Here is a 16,753-nt window from a genome sequence, read left to right as displayed (position 1 = left end):
GGATTGTAAATCATGGCACAAAACCAAAAACGAGCAGCGCGACAGCAAACGCGCGCAGATCGCCGAGCCGCAGAGGAAGCCGCGGCACGTATCGCAGCAGAAAAAGCAGCCAAAGAACGCAAACAGCAGACGATCATCGGCATTATCGCAGTCATTATTATCGTTGCGTTGGTTGTCGTCGGTGGTATCGCAATCTGGCGATCGATCAGCAAAACCGCCGAGGAAAACGCGAAAGCGAACATGTCAGTCGGCGATGCGTACTCGGCCGTGCAAAACGTGTCCGTTAAGCCAGAACGCGCCGACGACAAGGGCGGCGTACTGCTTTCCAAGAACGGCTACGGCAAAACAGTGGACGGCGTACCAACGGTCGGTATCTATATGGACTTCATGTGCCCGGGCTGCGGTTCGATGAACCGTCAGCTCGACCCGTCGCTGATCAAGATGGTCAACGCAGGTCAGCTCAACCTTGATTTGCACTTCCTGTCATTCATGGACCGTTACTCGACCGACGATTACTCCAGCCGCGCCGCAAGTTCAGCGCTGTATATTGCGGGTCACGACGACGATCCGACTCATCTACTCGACTATGTTGCCAACCTGTACGCGGAAGATTTCCAGCCGCAGGAAGGCAGCAGCTACAAGTCGGTGAGCGACGACAAACTCAAGGAACAGGCAGTGAAGGCCGGTGTTGAGCAGTCTGTGGCCGACAAGGCGTACGATCGCACGTATCAAGACTGGCTGGACGCGATTAACACGTACACGCCGAAGCGTACCGAGTTGCTCAACACGTCGGGCAGCTTGGAAGGTCAATTCTCCACGCCGACAATCACGATTAACGGCACGCGCTGGGATCTCAACCAGCTGACTACGGCGGATATGACCGTTCCCGATGGATTCTTTGCGTCGGTCGGTATTGATGCGGATAAGGTCGGCGTTGAAGGTACGTTGCCGTCGATTGGTGCGGAGGGTAAGCCGATTTCGGTTACGACTGGTCAGTGAGCGGTGTGGCCGGTGTGATATTCCGGCGGTGACTGCCCGGCTGTGACTGCCCGGCTGTAACTGCCCGGAGGTAACTGCCCGGAGGTATAGGCTGGCAGGTCTAGACGTGATTCGTGTGATATTCCGGCGGATACACTAAGACCTTCCGCCGATATATCACAAAAAAGGGGCTGTTTTTGTGATATATCGGCGGAACTTGCGTATGTATCCGCCGGAAAATCACATTTAAGCCGTATTGGAGTCATATACGCTGGTTTCAGACAACGGTAAAAACGCACAAAAACACACTAAGACACGTCATGAATTGAACATTCGGGACGTGCTGCTATGCTAGTCATTCGGCTCGAGTCACAACGTTGATTCACAGACCAACGCTTGAGTTCTCGCCTCCTTAGCTCAGATGGCCAGAGCGGCCGCCTTGTAAGCGGCAGGTCGTCGGTTCGATCCCGACAGGAGGCTCGTCGCGCAGAAACATAGCGTATACTGAACATATACGCAGGAGGAACTGCGCAGCATACTTACCTCGTGTAAGTGATCCCGGAAGCCTTCCCCCAACTTGTGGCTTCTGGTGGAGGGCAGAGCGTTCCCCCAACTGGCTCTGCCTATATAGGGGGCGGGAACTTCCCCTTCTCTCCCGCCCCCTTTTTTCATACCCACTGGACTGTCACGTACAGTCACCTACTCACGTACTGTCACGTGATATCACCGCGGCAGTGGCGGAAAATGCTCGCTGACAGTGGTCTCAGTGAGCATTTTCTGCCACGTGTACTGCTGAGTGGCGGTTTTCGCTCGCTTAGGGTGGTCTAAGCGAGCGTTTTCTGCCACGCGTACTGAGATGACACACACCCCACACCCCATACGGATGTCACGTAGCACCCCATGCTGCGTGGCGGAAAACGCTCGCTGAGTGGGTACTCAGCGAGCGTTTTCCGCCACGCACATCGGACTTGGCACTCGGGTAAAAGCCGATGCCGGAAGCTCGGGTAATCACCAGCAAATGTGCGGGTATCGGTGATGGCACGTCGAAGTGCTCCCACAGTCCGGGCGGAACCGATACAATGCGACACAGACCATCATGCTGTCACATCTCAACGCGTCCCAACGCACCAACAGACCGCATGAGTCACAACAAGTCGCGCAAAGATACACAAGTAAAACCCACCAATATCAAGGAAAAGAGGAGCCGATGGCACGACGCTGGACACCGCAACGGCTGGTATTGTTGCGCCGTATTCGCGTCGCCGCATGCGCGGGCGTCACTGTGGCAGCCACCGTAGGCATGTTTCTGTTCACCGCGCGCAAAACCGTCGCACTCACCGTTAACGGCGAAACCACAACCGTCACTACGTACGCGATGAGCGCACAGCGGCTTCTGGAATCGCAAGGTATTACGCTCAAAACACACGATATCGTCGAGTCGAGCGCAGGCGGCGACCGGATTACTGACCGCTCGGTAGTGACTGTTCGCAGCGCATATCAGACTACGATTACGATCGACGGTCAGCGAGTCCCGTTCTGGACGACCGCGACCAGCGCCGAGCAACTGCTCAGTTTTTTCGAGCAGAACGAGGCGGCTGCAGCTAAGGTCACCGTTGATATTGGCAACGTATACAACAAGCTCACCGGCGGTTTCGTCATCAACGAAAACGGCCCGGTTACGGTGATCGCGGACGGTAAGAGTTCCGAAGCACCGAACGGTAAGCTGCCGGCCGCGTCGATTTTGGATGCGAAAGGCATCACGCTCGGCAAGGATGATCGCGTAAGTGTCGAGAAAGACGGCGGTACGACGATTTTGCGCGTGCAGCGCGTGACGCATGGACAGGAGACGCGCACGGTTGCGGTGCCGCACGGTACGCAGACGATTCTCGACCCGAATCTGGAGCCTGGGCAGACTGAGATTCGTCAGCAGGGCGAGGACGGCGAAACGAAACAAGTTTTTGACGTTACGTATGTGGACGGTCACGCTGAGTCGGAGACGTTGATTTCGGAAACGACAACGAAGATCGCGATTGACACGATTGTTGCGGTTGGACCGGAACGCGCGCAGGAGGATTCTGGCGAGTCGGCTGATGGTGGGAATGGTACGACTGGTGATGGGTCCGACAGCTCAGACAGTACTGGCGACTCGAGTGGATCTGAGGCGGATGGCAGCTCGGGGAGTAAGGATAATACTGGCAGCTCTGGGACTGCTGGGAATGGTAACAGCAATTCAGGGAACTCTGGCGGGTCTGGCGACTCGAACAGCGGGTCCGACAACAACCATGCTGGCAATGCAGGTAATTCGGGTAGTAGCTCGAATAATGGGTCAAACGGGTCTGGGAATGCTGGTTCGTCGGGGAATAACTCGGGTGGTAATTCTGGGAACTCAGGCAACACCTCTGGCGGGTCCAATAATTCAGGAAATGCGGGCAACTCGGGCAACTCCTCGGGTGACGACTCGAATAATAATTCCGGCAACTCCGGCAACGGGTCTAACAACAATTCGGGAAGCAATTCCGGCGGAAACTCAGGAAACACAGGAAATTCAGGCTCATCCTCTGACGACGGAAGTGCGACCGCTCGCCTATGGCGTCCCACTGCCGCACAAGCGCAAGCCTACGCTGCCGGCGCGGCCGCTCAACGCGGATGGACCGGCGACGAGTGGACAGCACTCGTTAAATTGTGGACGCGCGAATCTAATTGGCGCTGGTCGGCTGAGAACAAGTGGAGTGGCGCTTATGGCATTCCACAAGCGTTGCCGGGCAGCAAGATGGCGGCATTTGGCGCAGATTGGCGTAATGACGCCGCTATTCAAATCGACTGGGGTCTGTATTACATCGCACAGCGTTATGGCACCCCTTCCGAAGCGTGGCGGCATTCTGAAGAAGTGGGTTGGTATTAGTGTGCTGTCTATCGGAATGAGAGATGGTTCGCGGAGTGTGCGGGCTAAAAGTGTGACTACCCCTCAGTCAGCTACGCTGACAGCTCCCCTGGCAAGGGGAGCCGAGATAAAAACTTGCTTAACAGCAACGGTCCCGCAATTTCAGACGCACTACGCGCGCGCTTCACTGGCTCGCCTGTCGGCTCGCACGTTGCCTACAAACAGTCCACTGGACTGTTTGCTTAACGGCAACGTCCTTCAAGGGGAGCCAAGAAAGAGGAAGGACGCGCTATGCGCGCGAGCACGGGGAGCGGCGGCCATCGGGCGCAGCGAATAATATGACGCACAGAAAAGCGTAAGAACAGAGGAGACAACATGGACGCAGATCAGCACGGTCATCTGCTGGGAGCGGCGGACATCCGCCGTATCGCAGCCGATGCGGGCATCAGTCCAACGAAAAAGTTCGGCCAGAATTTCGTGATCGACCCTGGCACTGTGCGCCGCATCGTACGCGAAGCCGACGTCACCGCTGACACTCATGTCATGGAAGTCGGCCCGGGACTCGGCTCGCTCACACTGGCGATTCTTGAAACCGGCGCAACGATGACCGCAATCGAAATCGACCCGCCAGTAGCCGAGCGACTGCCGCGCACGATCGCCGAGTTCATGCCTGACGCAACCGACCGTTTCACTGTCATCAACCGCGACGCACTCACAGTCACCCCCGAAAACGTGCCTGATTTCAACAACGATCAGTCGTTCACGTTGGTCGCCAACCTGCCGTACAACGTGGCCACGCCGATCATCCTGACACTGCTGGAACGATTCACCAATCTCGGCTCGTTCCTCGTCATGGTGCAGAAAGAAGTCGCCGACCGACTCGCAGCAACGCCGGGCAATAAAATCTACGGCACGCCGAGCGTAAAACTCGCGTGGTACGGCACCGCGCGACGCGTGGGCAACATCGGCCGTAACGTATTCTGGCCGGCCCCGAACGTGGATTCTGCGCTCGTGCGATTCGATCGGCACACGAGCGAAGAACAGGCCGCACTAGCGGGCGGAGCAGATCGCGAAACGACATTCCGGCTGATCGACGCAGCGTTCGGCCAGCGTCGCAAAACCTTGCACGCCGCGCTCAAACACGAAGTGTCAGACGATGCGTTCGCACGCGCTGGTATCGACCCAACTCGTCGCGGCGAAACGCTCACGATCGCTGATTTCGCGCGGCTCGCTGCGGAAACGGATGCGGAACCCGAGGCGGATGCGGAGGCACGCGCATGAGCACAGTGACGTCCGTGACCGTGGAAGTGCCCGCAAAAACAAATCTCACGCTACACGTGGGCGCGCCGCACGCCGAGTGGGGCGGCCGGCACGCGCTAGACACGATCTACTGCGGTGTCGGCGTGTACGACACGGTTACGCTCACGCGCAAGACGCCCGGCTCTGGCTTTTCGCTCGATCTCGCCGGCGGTCACTTGGGCGATCTTGCGGCAACCGGCAGCGATATGCGCCGCAATCATGCGGTACTCGCGCTGTTCGCGCTGGCTCAGGCGAGCGGTCACGCGCCCGACGTGGCGATCCGACTCGACAAACGCATCCCGGTGGCGGCTGGCTTGGGCGGTGGTTCAGCCGACGCAGCCGGTACATTGCTCGGACTGAACGCACTGTGGAATCTCCACTGGCCGATCGATCGGTTGCGCACGATAGCGGCGACGCTCGGCGCGGATATGCCGTTCTGTTTGACCGGCGGATACGCGCACGGTACTGGATTCGGCGAGCAGATCGAGCCGATCGAGCCGGACAGTCACGTTGCGCATGATCTGCGCGAGGCTGGATACTGCGGTCGCGTACTGATCGGCGCGTATCACGATGCGCTCAGTACGCCAGCTGTGTACGCCGAGTACGATCGCATCGGTGCGGGAGCAAGTGACGACGGATCGATCGACGATAATCATCTGCAGTATGCGGCAATCTCACTGCATCCACGCAGCGGCGACGCGATCGAACAGGCACGTTCAGCCGGCGCGCGGCAGGCGTTCGTATCTGGTTCCGGACCGTCAGTGATCGCGTTCGTTTCGGACGACGTAACTGCTGCTCGCGTACGCGATGCGTGGACACAGTCGCGTTGCGTAGACCGTATTATCTCAGCCGATGCGCCGGCTATTCCGCGCGTCAGCGAGTCCCGCTAATGTTGAACCAGTCGATTCGGAAGGCAGGGTCATGACGGAGCATTACGACGAACGAGCCGCCCGCAAAGCCTACATGCGCAAGCGTCAGAGCGCGGTGTTTACTATCACGGGAGCGATTCTCGCCGTGGTGTTGGTGATTTCGTTCCTCTTTTATTTCCACATCGGTGGTCTCGGCGTGGTCAAGGAGGCCGCGCAGAAGCCGAACTACGGCGTGACCGTGCCGTGCGCACCGAAGGACTCCGCTGGAAATCCTGCGAAGTATGTTGACAATCGCAGCATTAATGTTCGCGTGCTCAACGGTACGAAGTTCGCGGGTTTCGCCAAAGCTGTCGCTGATGAACTGCAGAATCGTAGCTTCCCGACTGTGCAGACTGACAATGTCAAGACCGGCAAAAAAGACAAAAACGGCAACGATATTCTCAACACCAAAGTCGAGCGCACGACGATTTATTTCGGCAAAAACGCGATCGCACAAGCGTATACCGTCAACGCAAACTTTACCGACGCGGTTATGGTGATGGATGATCGCCAAGACATGCTTGTTGACGTGGTGATCGGCGCAACGTTTAACGATTTGGTTGACAGCAAGAGCGTGCCCTCGTCGAACACGGAAATCAACAGTTTCGACGGCTGCGTGGACGCCAACACGATGACTAACCTGCCCAAGGCGATGGAGCACACCGAGGTCAATCCGCCCGCCGCGCAGTAGGTTTTGCCGTAATGTTCCATGATGCGGTAAACGTAAAACCGACGATTCCCTGAAAACGTTGGAATTTCGCCATTTTGCGTTACCGCATCATGGGGATTTTACCGCACCATGTGAAAGTTACCGCATCATGAGAGGTAGTCTCAGCTCCCCTGACAAGGGGAGCTGAGATGGCTTCGCGCTATGAGGGTGCGCAATTACGCTTGGTCGGCGGCGTACCAGCGTTTGAGCTCGGCTACGGCGACATCGTGGTCGACAGGGCCGTTATCGAGGCGATATTCAAGCATATGCTTGTACGCACGACCGACCATCGGACCGGGCTCAAGCCCAAGCAACTCCATGATTTCGTTGCCGTCCACGTCAGGCCGGATCGCGTCGAAATCTTCCTTCTCTTTGAGCTCGCGCACGCGCTGCTCCATCTCGTCCATCGCGGACGCGAACACCATTGCCTTGCGCTTGTTCTGCGTGGTCGCGTCGGCACGCGTAAGCCGGTTGAGCCGCTCATACAAGTGGCCCGCATCTTTCACGTACCGCCGCACTGCCGAATCGGTCCACGGTTCGTCCACATAACCGTGGAACCGCAAGTGCAGGTTGACCAGTTCGCTCACGTCATCAATCACATGGTGGTCGAAATGCAGCGCGCGCAACCGCTTGCGCGTCATTTTCGCACCAACCGCATCGTGATGATGGAAACTCACTTTGCCGCCCGGCTCGAACTTGCGCGTGCGCGGCTTGCCGATATCGTGCATAAGCGCAGCGAGTCGCAGCGTGAGATCCGGTCGTGGAACAGGACCATCATCGTCAGTTTCGAGCGCAACCGCGCGGTCGAGCACGATCATCGTGTGCTCGAAAACGTCCTTGTGACGGTGATATTCGTCGATTTCGAGCTGTAACGCAGGGATTTCCGGGAAGACGATATTCGCGAGCCCAGAGTCGACGAGCGCTTCGATACCGGCGCGTGGACGATCGGAGAGCAGCAGTTTGACAAGTTCGTCGCGCACGCGTTCGGCGGAGACGATACTGATGCGCTCGGTCATGTCGCTGATCGCCTCGGTGGTTTCTGGCTCGATCGTAAAGCCAAGTTGGGCGACGAATCGTACGGCGCGCATCATGCGCAGTGGATCGTCATCAAACGATTGCCGCGGGTCGACTGGCGTACGCAGTATGCCTTTGGCGAGGTCGTTCGCTCCTCCAAACGGATCGACGAACTCAAGCTGCGGCACACGCAACGCCATCGCATTGACCGTGAAATCACGGCGAGACAGGTCGCCTTCAAGCGAGTCACCATAGTTGACTTCCGGCTTACGAGAGTCCGGATCGTAGACATCTGACCGATATGTGGTGACCTCTACTTTGACTTCCGTACCGTCCTCACGCCGACGCATCGCTCCGAGCGTGCCGAATTTGCGTCCCATGTCCCAAAATCCGTCGCGTCCCCACCGACGCAGGATCGGCTCGAACTGTTCAGGGCGCGCCGATGAGCAGAAATCCAGATCGTGAGATGGTCGATGTAATAGCAGATCACGGACCGGACCGCCAACTAACGCCAACTCATAGCCCTGCTGTGCGAACAAACGACCCAGTTCAATGGCTTCGGGCCATACTTCGAAATTCACGCGCACCCTTTCGCAACTTGGGGAACTTTTGTTCTTCTCAGCATAGCGTTACCCCACCTGCGCAAAGTATGAGTAAGGTGGAAGGCATGATTACGCCAGCGGACCTCGCACGCATGCTCGACCATGCGTCGGTTCGTCATGCCCGAGATCCGTTGGCACCGGACGAATTGAAGTACTCCACGAGCACTGCGCAGCCCGCCGCAAGCCGCCCCCCGTCTCACCAAGAAGGGGTTGTAGATACCGCTGATACAGCTAGTGAAAACCAATCCGACACGCCGAACGCATTGCGCGACGCGCTAAAGAATATTGCTTTTATTGGCACGCAGTTGAGTTCCCAAATCGATACACCGATTGATTCTCAGATCGACTCGCAAATCGACTCGCAAATCATGGTCGAGTTCGCTGCGACTGCCACGCGACCGTCACCAGCGAATATGCCGCCACGACGATCGTCGGACGGTCCGACCACGTTCGCATCCCTGGATGCGCAAGAGCTGCCGGTCGTACGCGAATATTCCGCAGGCGGACTTGTGTTTGACGAGCGCGGCCGCGTCGCGATTATCGCGCGACACTCGCGCAGTGGTCATCTTGAATGGTGTCTGCCGAAGGGACATATCGAAAAAGGCGAGACTCCGCAGCAAACTGCAGTGCGCGAAGTCCACGAGGAAACTGGAATCTTGGGCGAAGTGGTCGATTCGATCGCGACGATCGACTACTGGTTTACGGGCGCGAGCCAGCGCGTGCACAAGCTCGTACATCATTTTGCGTTGCGGCAGATCGGCGGCGAGTTGACTGTCGAAGGTGACCCGGATCACGAAGCTGAAGACGCGATTTGGGTTGATTTTCAGGATTTGGACGGCGTACTCAGCTATCCTAATGAACGCAAGATCGCGTGGTTATACGCACGGAAACTGAACAGGCAGGCATGAGGTGAACCTTCCCGCAGCTCGGGCACGACGTGCCCTTACCACATTGGTGACCGTCGTCGTGGCCACACTGCTCGGCGTGGTCCCTTGTTTTGTGGCGCCCGCTCGCATCGCGATGGCCGAGGACGGCGACGCGGCAAACAGCGCAACGCAAGCCGACGGTACGACGCAAGCCGACAGTGCAAGTGACACAACTGGCACAGACAGCAGCACAGCCGACCCGTCACCGACCGTCAACGTCACGATTGACGATGCCACCGCAGTCGTCACCGCAACATCCGGCTACCATCTCAAAGCAACCGTCAACAATCCTACTGAAGAAACGCTGCCCGCTGGCACGCTCACGCTCGCAACCAACGCGCGGTTCACGTTCTTCTCGCGCACCGACATGCAGGAATGGTCGGAAGGTACTGCGAACATCCCCGCGCGCGACATACTCGGCAACGTAGATGTGCCTGAGCTTGCCGCCGGCGCGTCTGCCACGGTCGAAATCACGGTGAAACCGGACGAATTGAGCGCAATCGTCTCGTGGGGACCGAAACCGCTCGCGCTCGTGTACGTGGCCGGCGAGCGCACGCAAGCGATTACGCACAGTTTTTTGACTCGTTCGACGGACGGACTGAACAACGCGAGTACGCCGGCGATGCGGCTGACGGTTGCGTTGCCGCTTGCGTCCACATCGTGGGAGCTGGATGAGACGGCTGTGGATAGTGTGATCGCTGGCGGCAGTGCGGCGGCCGGTGCGGCGAGCGGCAAGTCTGGTAGTGCGGCGGCCGGTGCGGCAAACGGCGAGGCGAGCGGCGCAGCGAGCAGCAAGTCTGGCACGTCCACCAACGCGTCTCTCATCACGCTCGGCGACGACGCACAGCTCGATCGCAAACGTTTGCAAACCATCACCAACCATCCGATGCTGCAAGTCATCGCCGACCCGACCACGCTCGACGCGATGGATATGCCGCCGCAAATCGACGGTATTATGCAGCCTGCTGCTTTCGATATCACGTCGTTCGTGGCGTACGCGAACAGCGGCGCGTATGAGAACGCTGGTGTGAACGGTTCAGCGTGGAACGCGGACGCCGCGATCGCTGACTATCGTTCCGCGATCGGCGATCAGGATGCGACGAGTACTACGTACGCAATGCAAGGTGACGCCGCGTGGTCGCTGGCGTCGCTGACTGCGGCGCGTACGCAAGGGTACACAACCGTTATCGCCGATCATGAGTTCGATACGAGCGACAATTCGACGGTACACACTGGCAAAATCGTGGTGCCAACCGACGCTGGCGATGTGACCGTACTGACCGAGCAGCGCGAGTTGAGCCGGCTCGCGCAAGGCAAGGCGACGAGTTCAAACGCAGATGGCGAGACGACTGCGGCTGGCAGACTCGCTCGTTTCGTGGCGCAGAGCGCGTTTTATCAGATGGAACAGCCGTACACGACGCGCAATCTGCTCGTGTGTTTTGAAGCCGATGCTGACGCGGCTACGATCGACGCGCTCATGAACGCGGTTGAACACTCGCCGTGGCTGGAACTGACCGATCTCGCGACACTCAGTCAAGCTGATGCGACAGCAACCGGCGACGATGCGCTGCAACTTGTCCATGACAAAACAGCGTTGACCACTGCGCAAACGCAACGCACTCAGCAAACACTGTCGTCGCTCGCCGCAAGTCGCGACGCGATCACTCGTTTCGCATCCCAAGTCGTGGACAATAATTCGGACGGTGCGCAGGCGTGGGGTAACGAACTCATTGCCGCGCAATCCAGTATCGCCATGCGCGCAATGGCTGGCGACGCACAAGCCGCCAAACGCATGACCACTGCGGCATCCAGTCTCGCCACACAACTCGCAGACGGAGTCACGATCACTCAGTCCGAGCCGGTAACGGTCGTCAGTGAAACCGCAACAATGCCAGTCACGATTCGCAACCAGCATCCATATCCGGTGCGCGTCAAAGTCTCGTCGCTGACCGACTCGCCAGAAATTATCACGTCACGTATCAGCGAAGCCAGCGTGCCGCCACACGGCGAAACGCAAGTCACGTTCACCATCCGCGTGCTCGCATCCGGCACAACCACCGCACATATCAGCCTGCAAGACCGCACTGGTCAGCCGTTTGGCACCACCCAGTCCACCAATATCACGAGTGTGCTGCGCATCAGCGATAAAAGCGGCTTCGTGATCATCGCGTTCGCCATCGTGCTCGGCTTGCTCGGCTTGTGGCGACAGTTCAATCGCAAGAAGGACCCCGACGAATGAGTTCATCTCTCGGCCGCAATTCGTTAATCATGGCCGCTGGAACTGCGGCTTCCCGCGTCACCGGGCAGGTTCGTACGATTCTGCTGGCCGCCGCGCTCGGCACAACCGGCCTCGCCGCGAACGCATATCAGGCTGGCGCGATGATTCCGCAAGCCGTGTTCACGCTTGTTTCCGGCGGTATTTTCAACGCGGTACTCGTGCCGCAAATCGTGCGCACGCTGCAGCAGAAAGACGCTGAGGAGCGGCTCAACAAGCTCATCACGCTTGCGATTTCGATGCTGCTCGGCATCACGCTGATCATGGCTGCCGCCACGCCGCTGCTCACCATGCTGTACGTCGACGGGCACAACCGCGATCTTATGGCGCTCACCAACGCGTTCACCTTGTGGTGTATGCCGCAAATTTTCTTCTACGGTTTGTACACCGTGCTCGGGCAGATTCTCGCCGCGAAAGACCATTTCGGCGCGTATGCGTGGAGTTCGGTCGGCGCGAACGTGATCAGTTGTGCCGGTTTTACCGCGTTTATCTTGCTATTTGGACGCGCAACTGAACAGCCGCCGCAATTCTGGACCGGCGACCGTCTCATACTTACGGCCGGAACGTGGACACTCGGCGTCGCGTTTCAGGCGCTCGTGCTGTTTATTCCGCTCGCCAAATGCGGTATTCGATACCGGCCGAAGTTCGGGCTGAGTGGCATTGGACTCAAATCAATGGGCGCGGTAGCTGGCTGGAGTGTCGGCATTGTGATCGTCGATCAGCTTGCGAATATCATCACCACGCGCATCGCCACATCCGCGCCGGACCGCGCGCACGCATTGCACGGTCTAGATATTCTCAACGTCGCCGGTAACGCAACTTATCAGAACATGTTTACGCTGTACATGCTGCCGTATTCGCTGATCGCAGTATCGGTTGCCACCGCACTGTTTCCGCGCATTTCGCAAGCGATCGCGACCGGCAATATCGACGCTGCGCGTGACGCATTGAGTCTTGCGTTACGTAACGTCGGCGTGCTCATGATGTTCTTTTCTGTTGCGTTTATCGTTATGCCAGTGCCGATTATTCTCGCGCTGCTGCCGTCAGTGAGTGGGCCGGAAGCTGCGCTGATCGCCGCGCCGCTGACGATGATGGGCCTCGGTTTGCCAATTACGAGCGCATATCTGATCATTCAACGCACGTTTTACGCGTTCGAGGACGGTCGCACGCCGTTCCTGTTCATGCTGCTGTTCAACCTGATCTACGTTGCGCTGCTTATCGGCGTTGTGTTCACGCTCGACCCGACGCAGTGGGTGACGGCAACCGCATTGGCGACGTCAGTTGGTCATGTGTTTGCGTTCCCATTCCTCGTACCGTCGCTGCGGCGTCGGTTTGCGGGTCGACTCGACGGGCGACGGATTGCGGGCGCGTTCGGCAAGGCACTGTTTGCCGGGGCGGCTGCGGTGGTAGCTGGGCTACTTGCGCGCGGGCCGGTGTACGCTCTGCTCGGTATATGGACGGCTGCTGATCAAGCTGCGGCCGGGGGTGCCGGGGCCGGGGCTGGGGCTGGGGCGACTGGTCGCGGACAGATCATGACCGCAGATACAGCTATCGCAAACTGGCCGCAAGCGATCGGCGCGTGCGTGCTGCTGATAATCGTGATTACTCTCGTCTACGTCGGCGTGCTGTGGCTGCTGCGATCGCGTGAGCTGCGCGCGGCAATCAGCATGGGTGCCGCGTTACTGCATCACGGGAATACTGAATCGGCCGCAGCGAACGCGGGTGAGAACGCAGCCATAGCATCCGATATCAGTCCCGATGATCTGCCGCCGGAACCGCCCGCAGCGAACGCACACGTAAGCGCGGGGCAGCCGACCGCCACATCACAGGACGCACGCAACAACCCTGTGAAGGCCGCAGCCGAGCCGCTCACCTCGACCACACCGACGATTAGAATGACACCGAAACCCACGTCACCACTATCGTCGTCATATGGAGTCGGAATGAAGCCACAGCTCGGAGATACCATCATCAACCGCTATACGCTGGTATCACCGTTGCGTAACACCCCCGGTCTGCAAGCGTGGAAAGCCAACGACCGCATGCTCGCGCAAGACTGCCAAGTCTTCATCGTCACCGACCGTCGCGCGATCGCCCAAGTCAACGACGTCACGTCCGTGCTCGCATCCATGCGCGACCCACGGCTCACGCAAGTACTGCAGCTGCATCACGGTGGCGAACTGCCGATTATCGTCACGCGCGAAGACGCCGGTCTGTCAGTCAGCGACTATCTGCGCGGTCCGGCGCGCTCGATCTTAAGCTATTCCGCAATCCGCTCGATTCTCGGCGAAACCACGTCGATCGTCGGCATGCTGCTGTCGCGCGGCGTCGTCGACCACGCGATTAGTACTGATACCGTACGCATTTGCGCAACCGGCATTCAGCTTGCGGATATTCCAGTCAGCATGATGCTACAAGACGTGTCCGAAAAAGTCGGCGCAGCGGCCGGCGCGGAAGAGCGCGCGGTCCGGCAGCTCGCCGTGCTGCTGTATGCGCTGCTTACTGGCACGCCGTCGACCATGAACACGACGTTCGACATGAGCCAGCTCAAGGACGATGTTCCCGGCGAATTCAAGCTCATCTGCCGCCGCGGACTCGGCTTGCACAGTGACGACGCGTTTAACGCTCCGCTGTCGTCGCTCGCCGAGATTGACGCGCTGCTCGGCACGTGGTCGCCGCTCAACCAGCTCATGGAGCATGATATTGCGCTGCCAAGTATCGCTGGCACTGCGTCGGTGATGCTCGCCGCGATTAAACCGACGCCGCAGGATGCGCTGCTCGATATTCCGGCCGGCATGGTGAACACGAATCCGCTACCGCCACTGTCGCTGAACACGCCGAAATACGCGTCTGCGCTGACGTCCGACGATGTCGTTGACGTGACGCCGCTGACTGGCGACCTGTTCTCCGCGTTTGATACGCCATCGCATGCGGATGACGGTTCGATGACTACTGTGCCGCTCAACGTGTCTTCGGTGCGGCATGGGGATGCTGGCGCGGGCGTCGCTGGGGCTGGAGCTGCTCCAGCCGTGCCGACCGTGCCCGGGTATTCATTCCCAGTTTCGACTGCGGTGTCGCGGCCGACTGCGCCGATTAATGTTTCTGGAGTTTCTGGGTCTGCTGAGGCGTCGGCTGGGACTGCCGGAACTGCGACCAACGCTACGAGCGAAGCAGAAGCCAACGATATCGAAGCCACACAAGCATTGCCGGCCGCGATCGCGCCACCTACGGTACCGCCGCCAGTCGCCGATCCTGCGCTCGAAGCAACGCAAATCATCGAGCCAGTCACTGTTCCTACGCCAGCCGCTGTGCCGCAGACTGTTTCTGTAAAAACTGCGGTCACGCGACCTGACAAGATCGCTACAGCCGCGCAGGATGCTGACGTGGCTGACGAAACTGTCATGCTCGGTCTGCCGACCAAGATCATTACGGTGATTGTGGGCATTGCTGTAGTCGTGGGTGCAGGATTCCTTGCAATCCGCAGTCTGAACAATGCGTCGAACGGCAACATCGGTGGCAGTTCGTCGTCTGAGTCTGATCCGTGGGCGGCGAGCAATCTCAACAACGTGCCGTTTGGCAACGATACGACGGCAAATCAGACGGATGGGACTGATGGGTCTAATGATTCGTCGGATTCGTCGGATTCGGATAAGTCTTCGTCAACGAACTCGTCGAACGGGTCTAGCTCGTCATCAGACTCATCGTCGAAGACCAAGGTTGTCACCGCAGATAAGAACGTCAGCAAGGTTCCTGACCCGCGGTACGAGAACAATACTGCGTTGGCTATCGCCAGCCAGTCATTCCTCACAAGCCCGGGCGGACAGAACGGTTTCGCGTATCACCTGCATTTGCAGAATGCGTCCAAGGTGTACCGTATGAAGATCACGATCACTACGTCGGGTGGCAAGGGCTACGTGTACACCGACACGGATGGCGACCCGACCAAGGGTAAGCAAATGGCCGAATTCTCGTTCGCGGACGGTGGCACTACTGAGGTGAAGTTCACCAGCGTGGCCAATACGCAAGATGTGGTGCTGTGGGTGCCGATCGACAGCCTGCCCAATGGCAAGCTCTATATCCAAAAGGTGGAGCTGTTCTAGCGGTTCTAGCGATTTATGCCCGGATTCTCAGAAAACTCTCAGGCATAACACACGCAACGTTCCGAAATGGGTGGTTATATAACTATCAGCAGCCGAAAGGTTGCGGACAACTGAACTTCCTTTCTTCCTTCTCCTCTGATGAAGCCCGGCCCTTCCCGCCGGGCTTTTTCTTTGCCTTTTCTCTTTGCCCATTTTAATGCGGTGCATGATTGGAGGGGTATAGGAACCTTTTGTGGTGCTTAGAGTCTTGGGCGTCAACGCCGGTCATAAAGACTGGTGCACGTCTGTGCGTTAAATTCCCGGGCGTGGCGGAAAACGCTCGCTGACAGTGGTCTAAGCGAGCGTTTTCCGCCACTCCATGCTGGTGCGCTGAGGTGGTGCCGTTTTCTTGGACTGTGATCCGGGAGGAGCCATCATGGCGAGGTATACGAGGGAGCAGCGTCGGCGTGCGGTGGAGTTGTATGTGAGGTATGAGTGCTGCGCGGCGGACGCGATCCGGGAGTTGGGGTATCCCAGTCGTGAGGCGTTGCGTATGTGGCATCGGGACTGGCTCGAGGAACAGAAGACGGGAATACCCTCGACGCGTGGCGAGCGGTATTCGCGNTACACGTTGGAGCAGAGGCGGGACGCGGTGGACCATTACCTGACGNACGGGCGGCGAGCGAGCCGCACGATCCGCCAAATGGGGTATCCGAGCAAGACGCTGCTGGCCTCGTGGATTGACGAGCTCGCGCCCGGCGAACGCCGGCTTCGCCACGGGCCCATACCTGAGGAGCTCAAGCGCGAGGCCGTGCTCAAGGTCGTGTCCGGTGGAGCGAGCTCGCGTGAGGTGGCGGAGGGATTGGGAGTGGATTCGTCGGTAGTGAGAAACTGGAAGCGGCGATTGCTCGGCAAGACGAAAGGGGCCGCGGTGGCGAAGGACGAACCGGAACGCAAGGATACCGCACCGCAGGCTGATGCGGATGCGCTGCGCGGCGAGATCGCCTCGCTGAACGCCGATCTGGAGCGATTGCGCGCCGAATACCGGGCGATGGAGATCAGGCTGGCGATCATGAAGGGAG

At 58.7% G+C, this 16,753-nt stretch carries 10 protein-coding genes and 1 tRNA gene; 10 read left to right on the top strand and 1 reads right to left on the bottom strand.

From position 1 onward, the window contains the following. The first annotated feature begins 12 nt into the window (after positions 1-12). The 6 genes from BHAP_RS00055 (at position 13) to BHAP_RS00030 (ending at position 6,757) form a co-directional block, all read left to right on the top strand. On the top strand, positions 13-999 hold the full coding sequence (locus BHAP_RS00055) for a DsbA family protein (RefSeq protein WP_094728439.1): 987 nt from the start codon (positions 13-15) through the stop codon (positions 997-999). Positions 1,000-1,384: 385 nt separating this feature from the next. Beyond that, positions 1,385-1,458: transfer RNA gene (locus BHAP_RS00050), tRNA-Thr, on the top strand. A 727-nt stretch (positions 1,459-2,185) separates the two neighbouring features. Further along, positions 2,186-3,880 (top strand): aggregation-promoting factor C-terminal-like domain-containing protein, encoded by a 1,695-nt coding sequence (locus BHAP_RS00045; RefSeq protein ID WP_094728437.1) that lies wholly within the window; start codon positions 2,186-2,188, stop codon positions 3,878-3,880. A 354-nt stretch (positions 3,881-4,234) separates the two neighbouring features. Then, positions 4,235-5,140, top strand: coding sequence for a 16S rRNA (adenine(1518)-N(6)/adenine(1519)-N(6))-dimethyltransferase RsmA (gene rsmA / locus BHAP_RS00040; RefSeq protein ID WP_094728435.1), 906 nt, complete (start codon positions 4,235-4,237; stop codon positions 5,138-5,140). Next, a complete protein-coding gene (locus BHAP_RS00035) occupies positions 5,137-6,048 on the top strand; it encodes a 4-(cytidine 5'-diphospho)-2-C-methyl-D-erythritol kinase (protein ID WP_094728434.1) in 912 nt (303 codons plus the stop codon). Before rsmA ends, BHAP_RS00035 begins: the two co-directional genes overlap by 4 nt. A gap of 31 nt (positions 6,049-6,079) precedes the next feature. Further along, positions 6,080-6,757, top strand: coding sequence for a LytR C-terminal domain-containing protein (locus BHAP_RS00030; protein WP_094728432.1), 678 nt, complete (start codon positions 6,080-6,082; stop codon positions 6,755-6,757). 194 nt (positions 6,758-6,951) lie between these two features. On the opposite strand, the gene BHAP_RS00025 is transcribed toward BHAP_RS00030, so the two are convergent. Further along, positions 6,952-8,370, bottom strand: coding sequence for a CCA tRNA nucleotidyltransferase (locus BHAP_RS00025; protein ID WP_094728430.1), 1,419 nt, complete (start codon positions 8,368-8,370; stop codon positions 6,952-6,954). 86 nt (positions 8,371-8,456) lie between these two features. Here BHAP_RS00025 and BHAP_RS11955 point away from each other — a divergent pair, with 86 nt between their 5' ends. The 4 genes from BHAP_RS11955 to BHAP_RS00005 form a co-directional block, all read left to right on the top strand. Then, the gene (locus BHAP_RS11955; RefSeq protein WP_275542087.1) at positions 8,457-9,299 is read left to right on the top strand and encodes an NUDIX hydrolase; all 843 of its coding nucleotides are present in this window, start codon (positions 8,457-8,459) and stop codon (positions 9,297-9,299) included. A gap of 46 nt (positions 9,300-9,345) precedes the next feature. Continuing rightward, the gene (locus tag BHAP_RS00015; RefSeq protein ID WP_244569177.1) at positions 9,346-11,556 is read left to right on the top strand and encodes a DUF6049 family protein; all 2,211 of its coding nucleotides are present in this window, start codon (positions 9,346-9,348) and stop codon (positions 11,554-11,556) included. Further along, the gene (locus BHAP_RS00010; RefSeq protein WP_094728428.1) at positions 11,553-15,692 is read left to right on the top strand and encodes a murein biosynthesis integral membrane protein MurJ; all 4,140 of its coding nucleotides are present in this window, start codon (positions 11,553-11,555) and stop codon (positions 15,690-15,692) included. Before BHAP_RS00015 ends, BHAP_RS00010 begins: the two co-directional genes overlap by 4 nt. A gap of 415 nt (positions 15,693-16,107) precedes the next feature. Continuing rightward, a partial coding sequence (locus BHAP_RS00005) for a transposase (protein ID WP_143248689.1) occupies positions 16,108-16,753 on the top strand: 646 nt, incomplete at its 3' end.

Origin of the sequence: Bifidobacterium hapali, assembly GCF_002259755.1 — a bacterium.
In the GTDB taxonomy this organism is placed as follows: domain Bacteria; phylum Actinomycetota; class Actinomycetes; order Actinomycetales; family Bifidobacteriaceae; genus Bifidobacterium; species Bifidobacterium hapali.
Note: the sequence above shows the minus strand (reverse complement) of the source record. Positions and strands in the feature narration are given on the sequence as shown.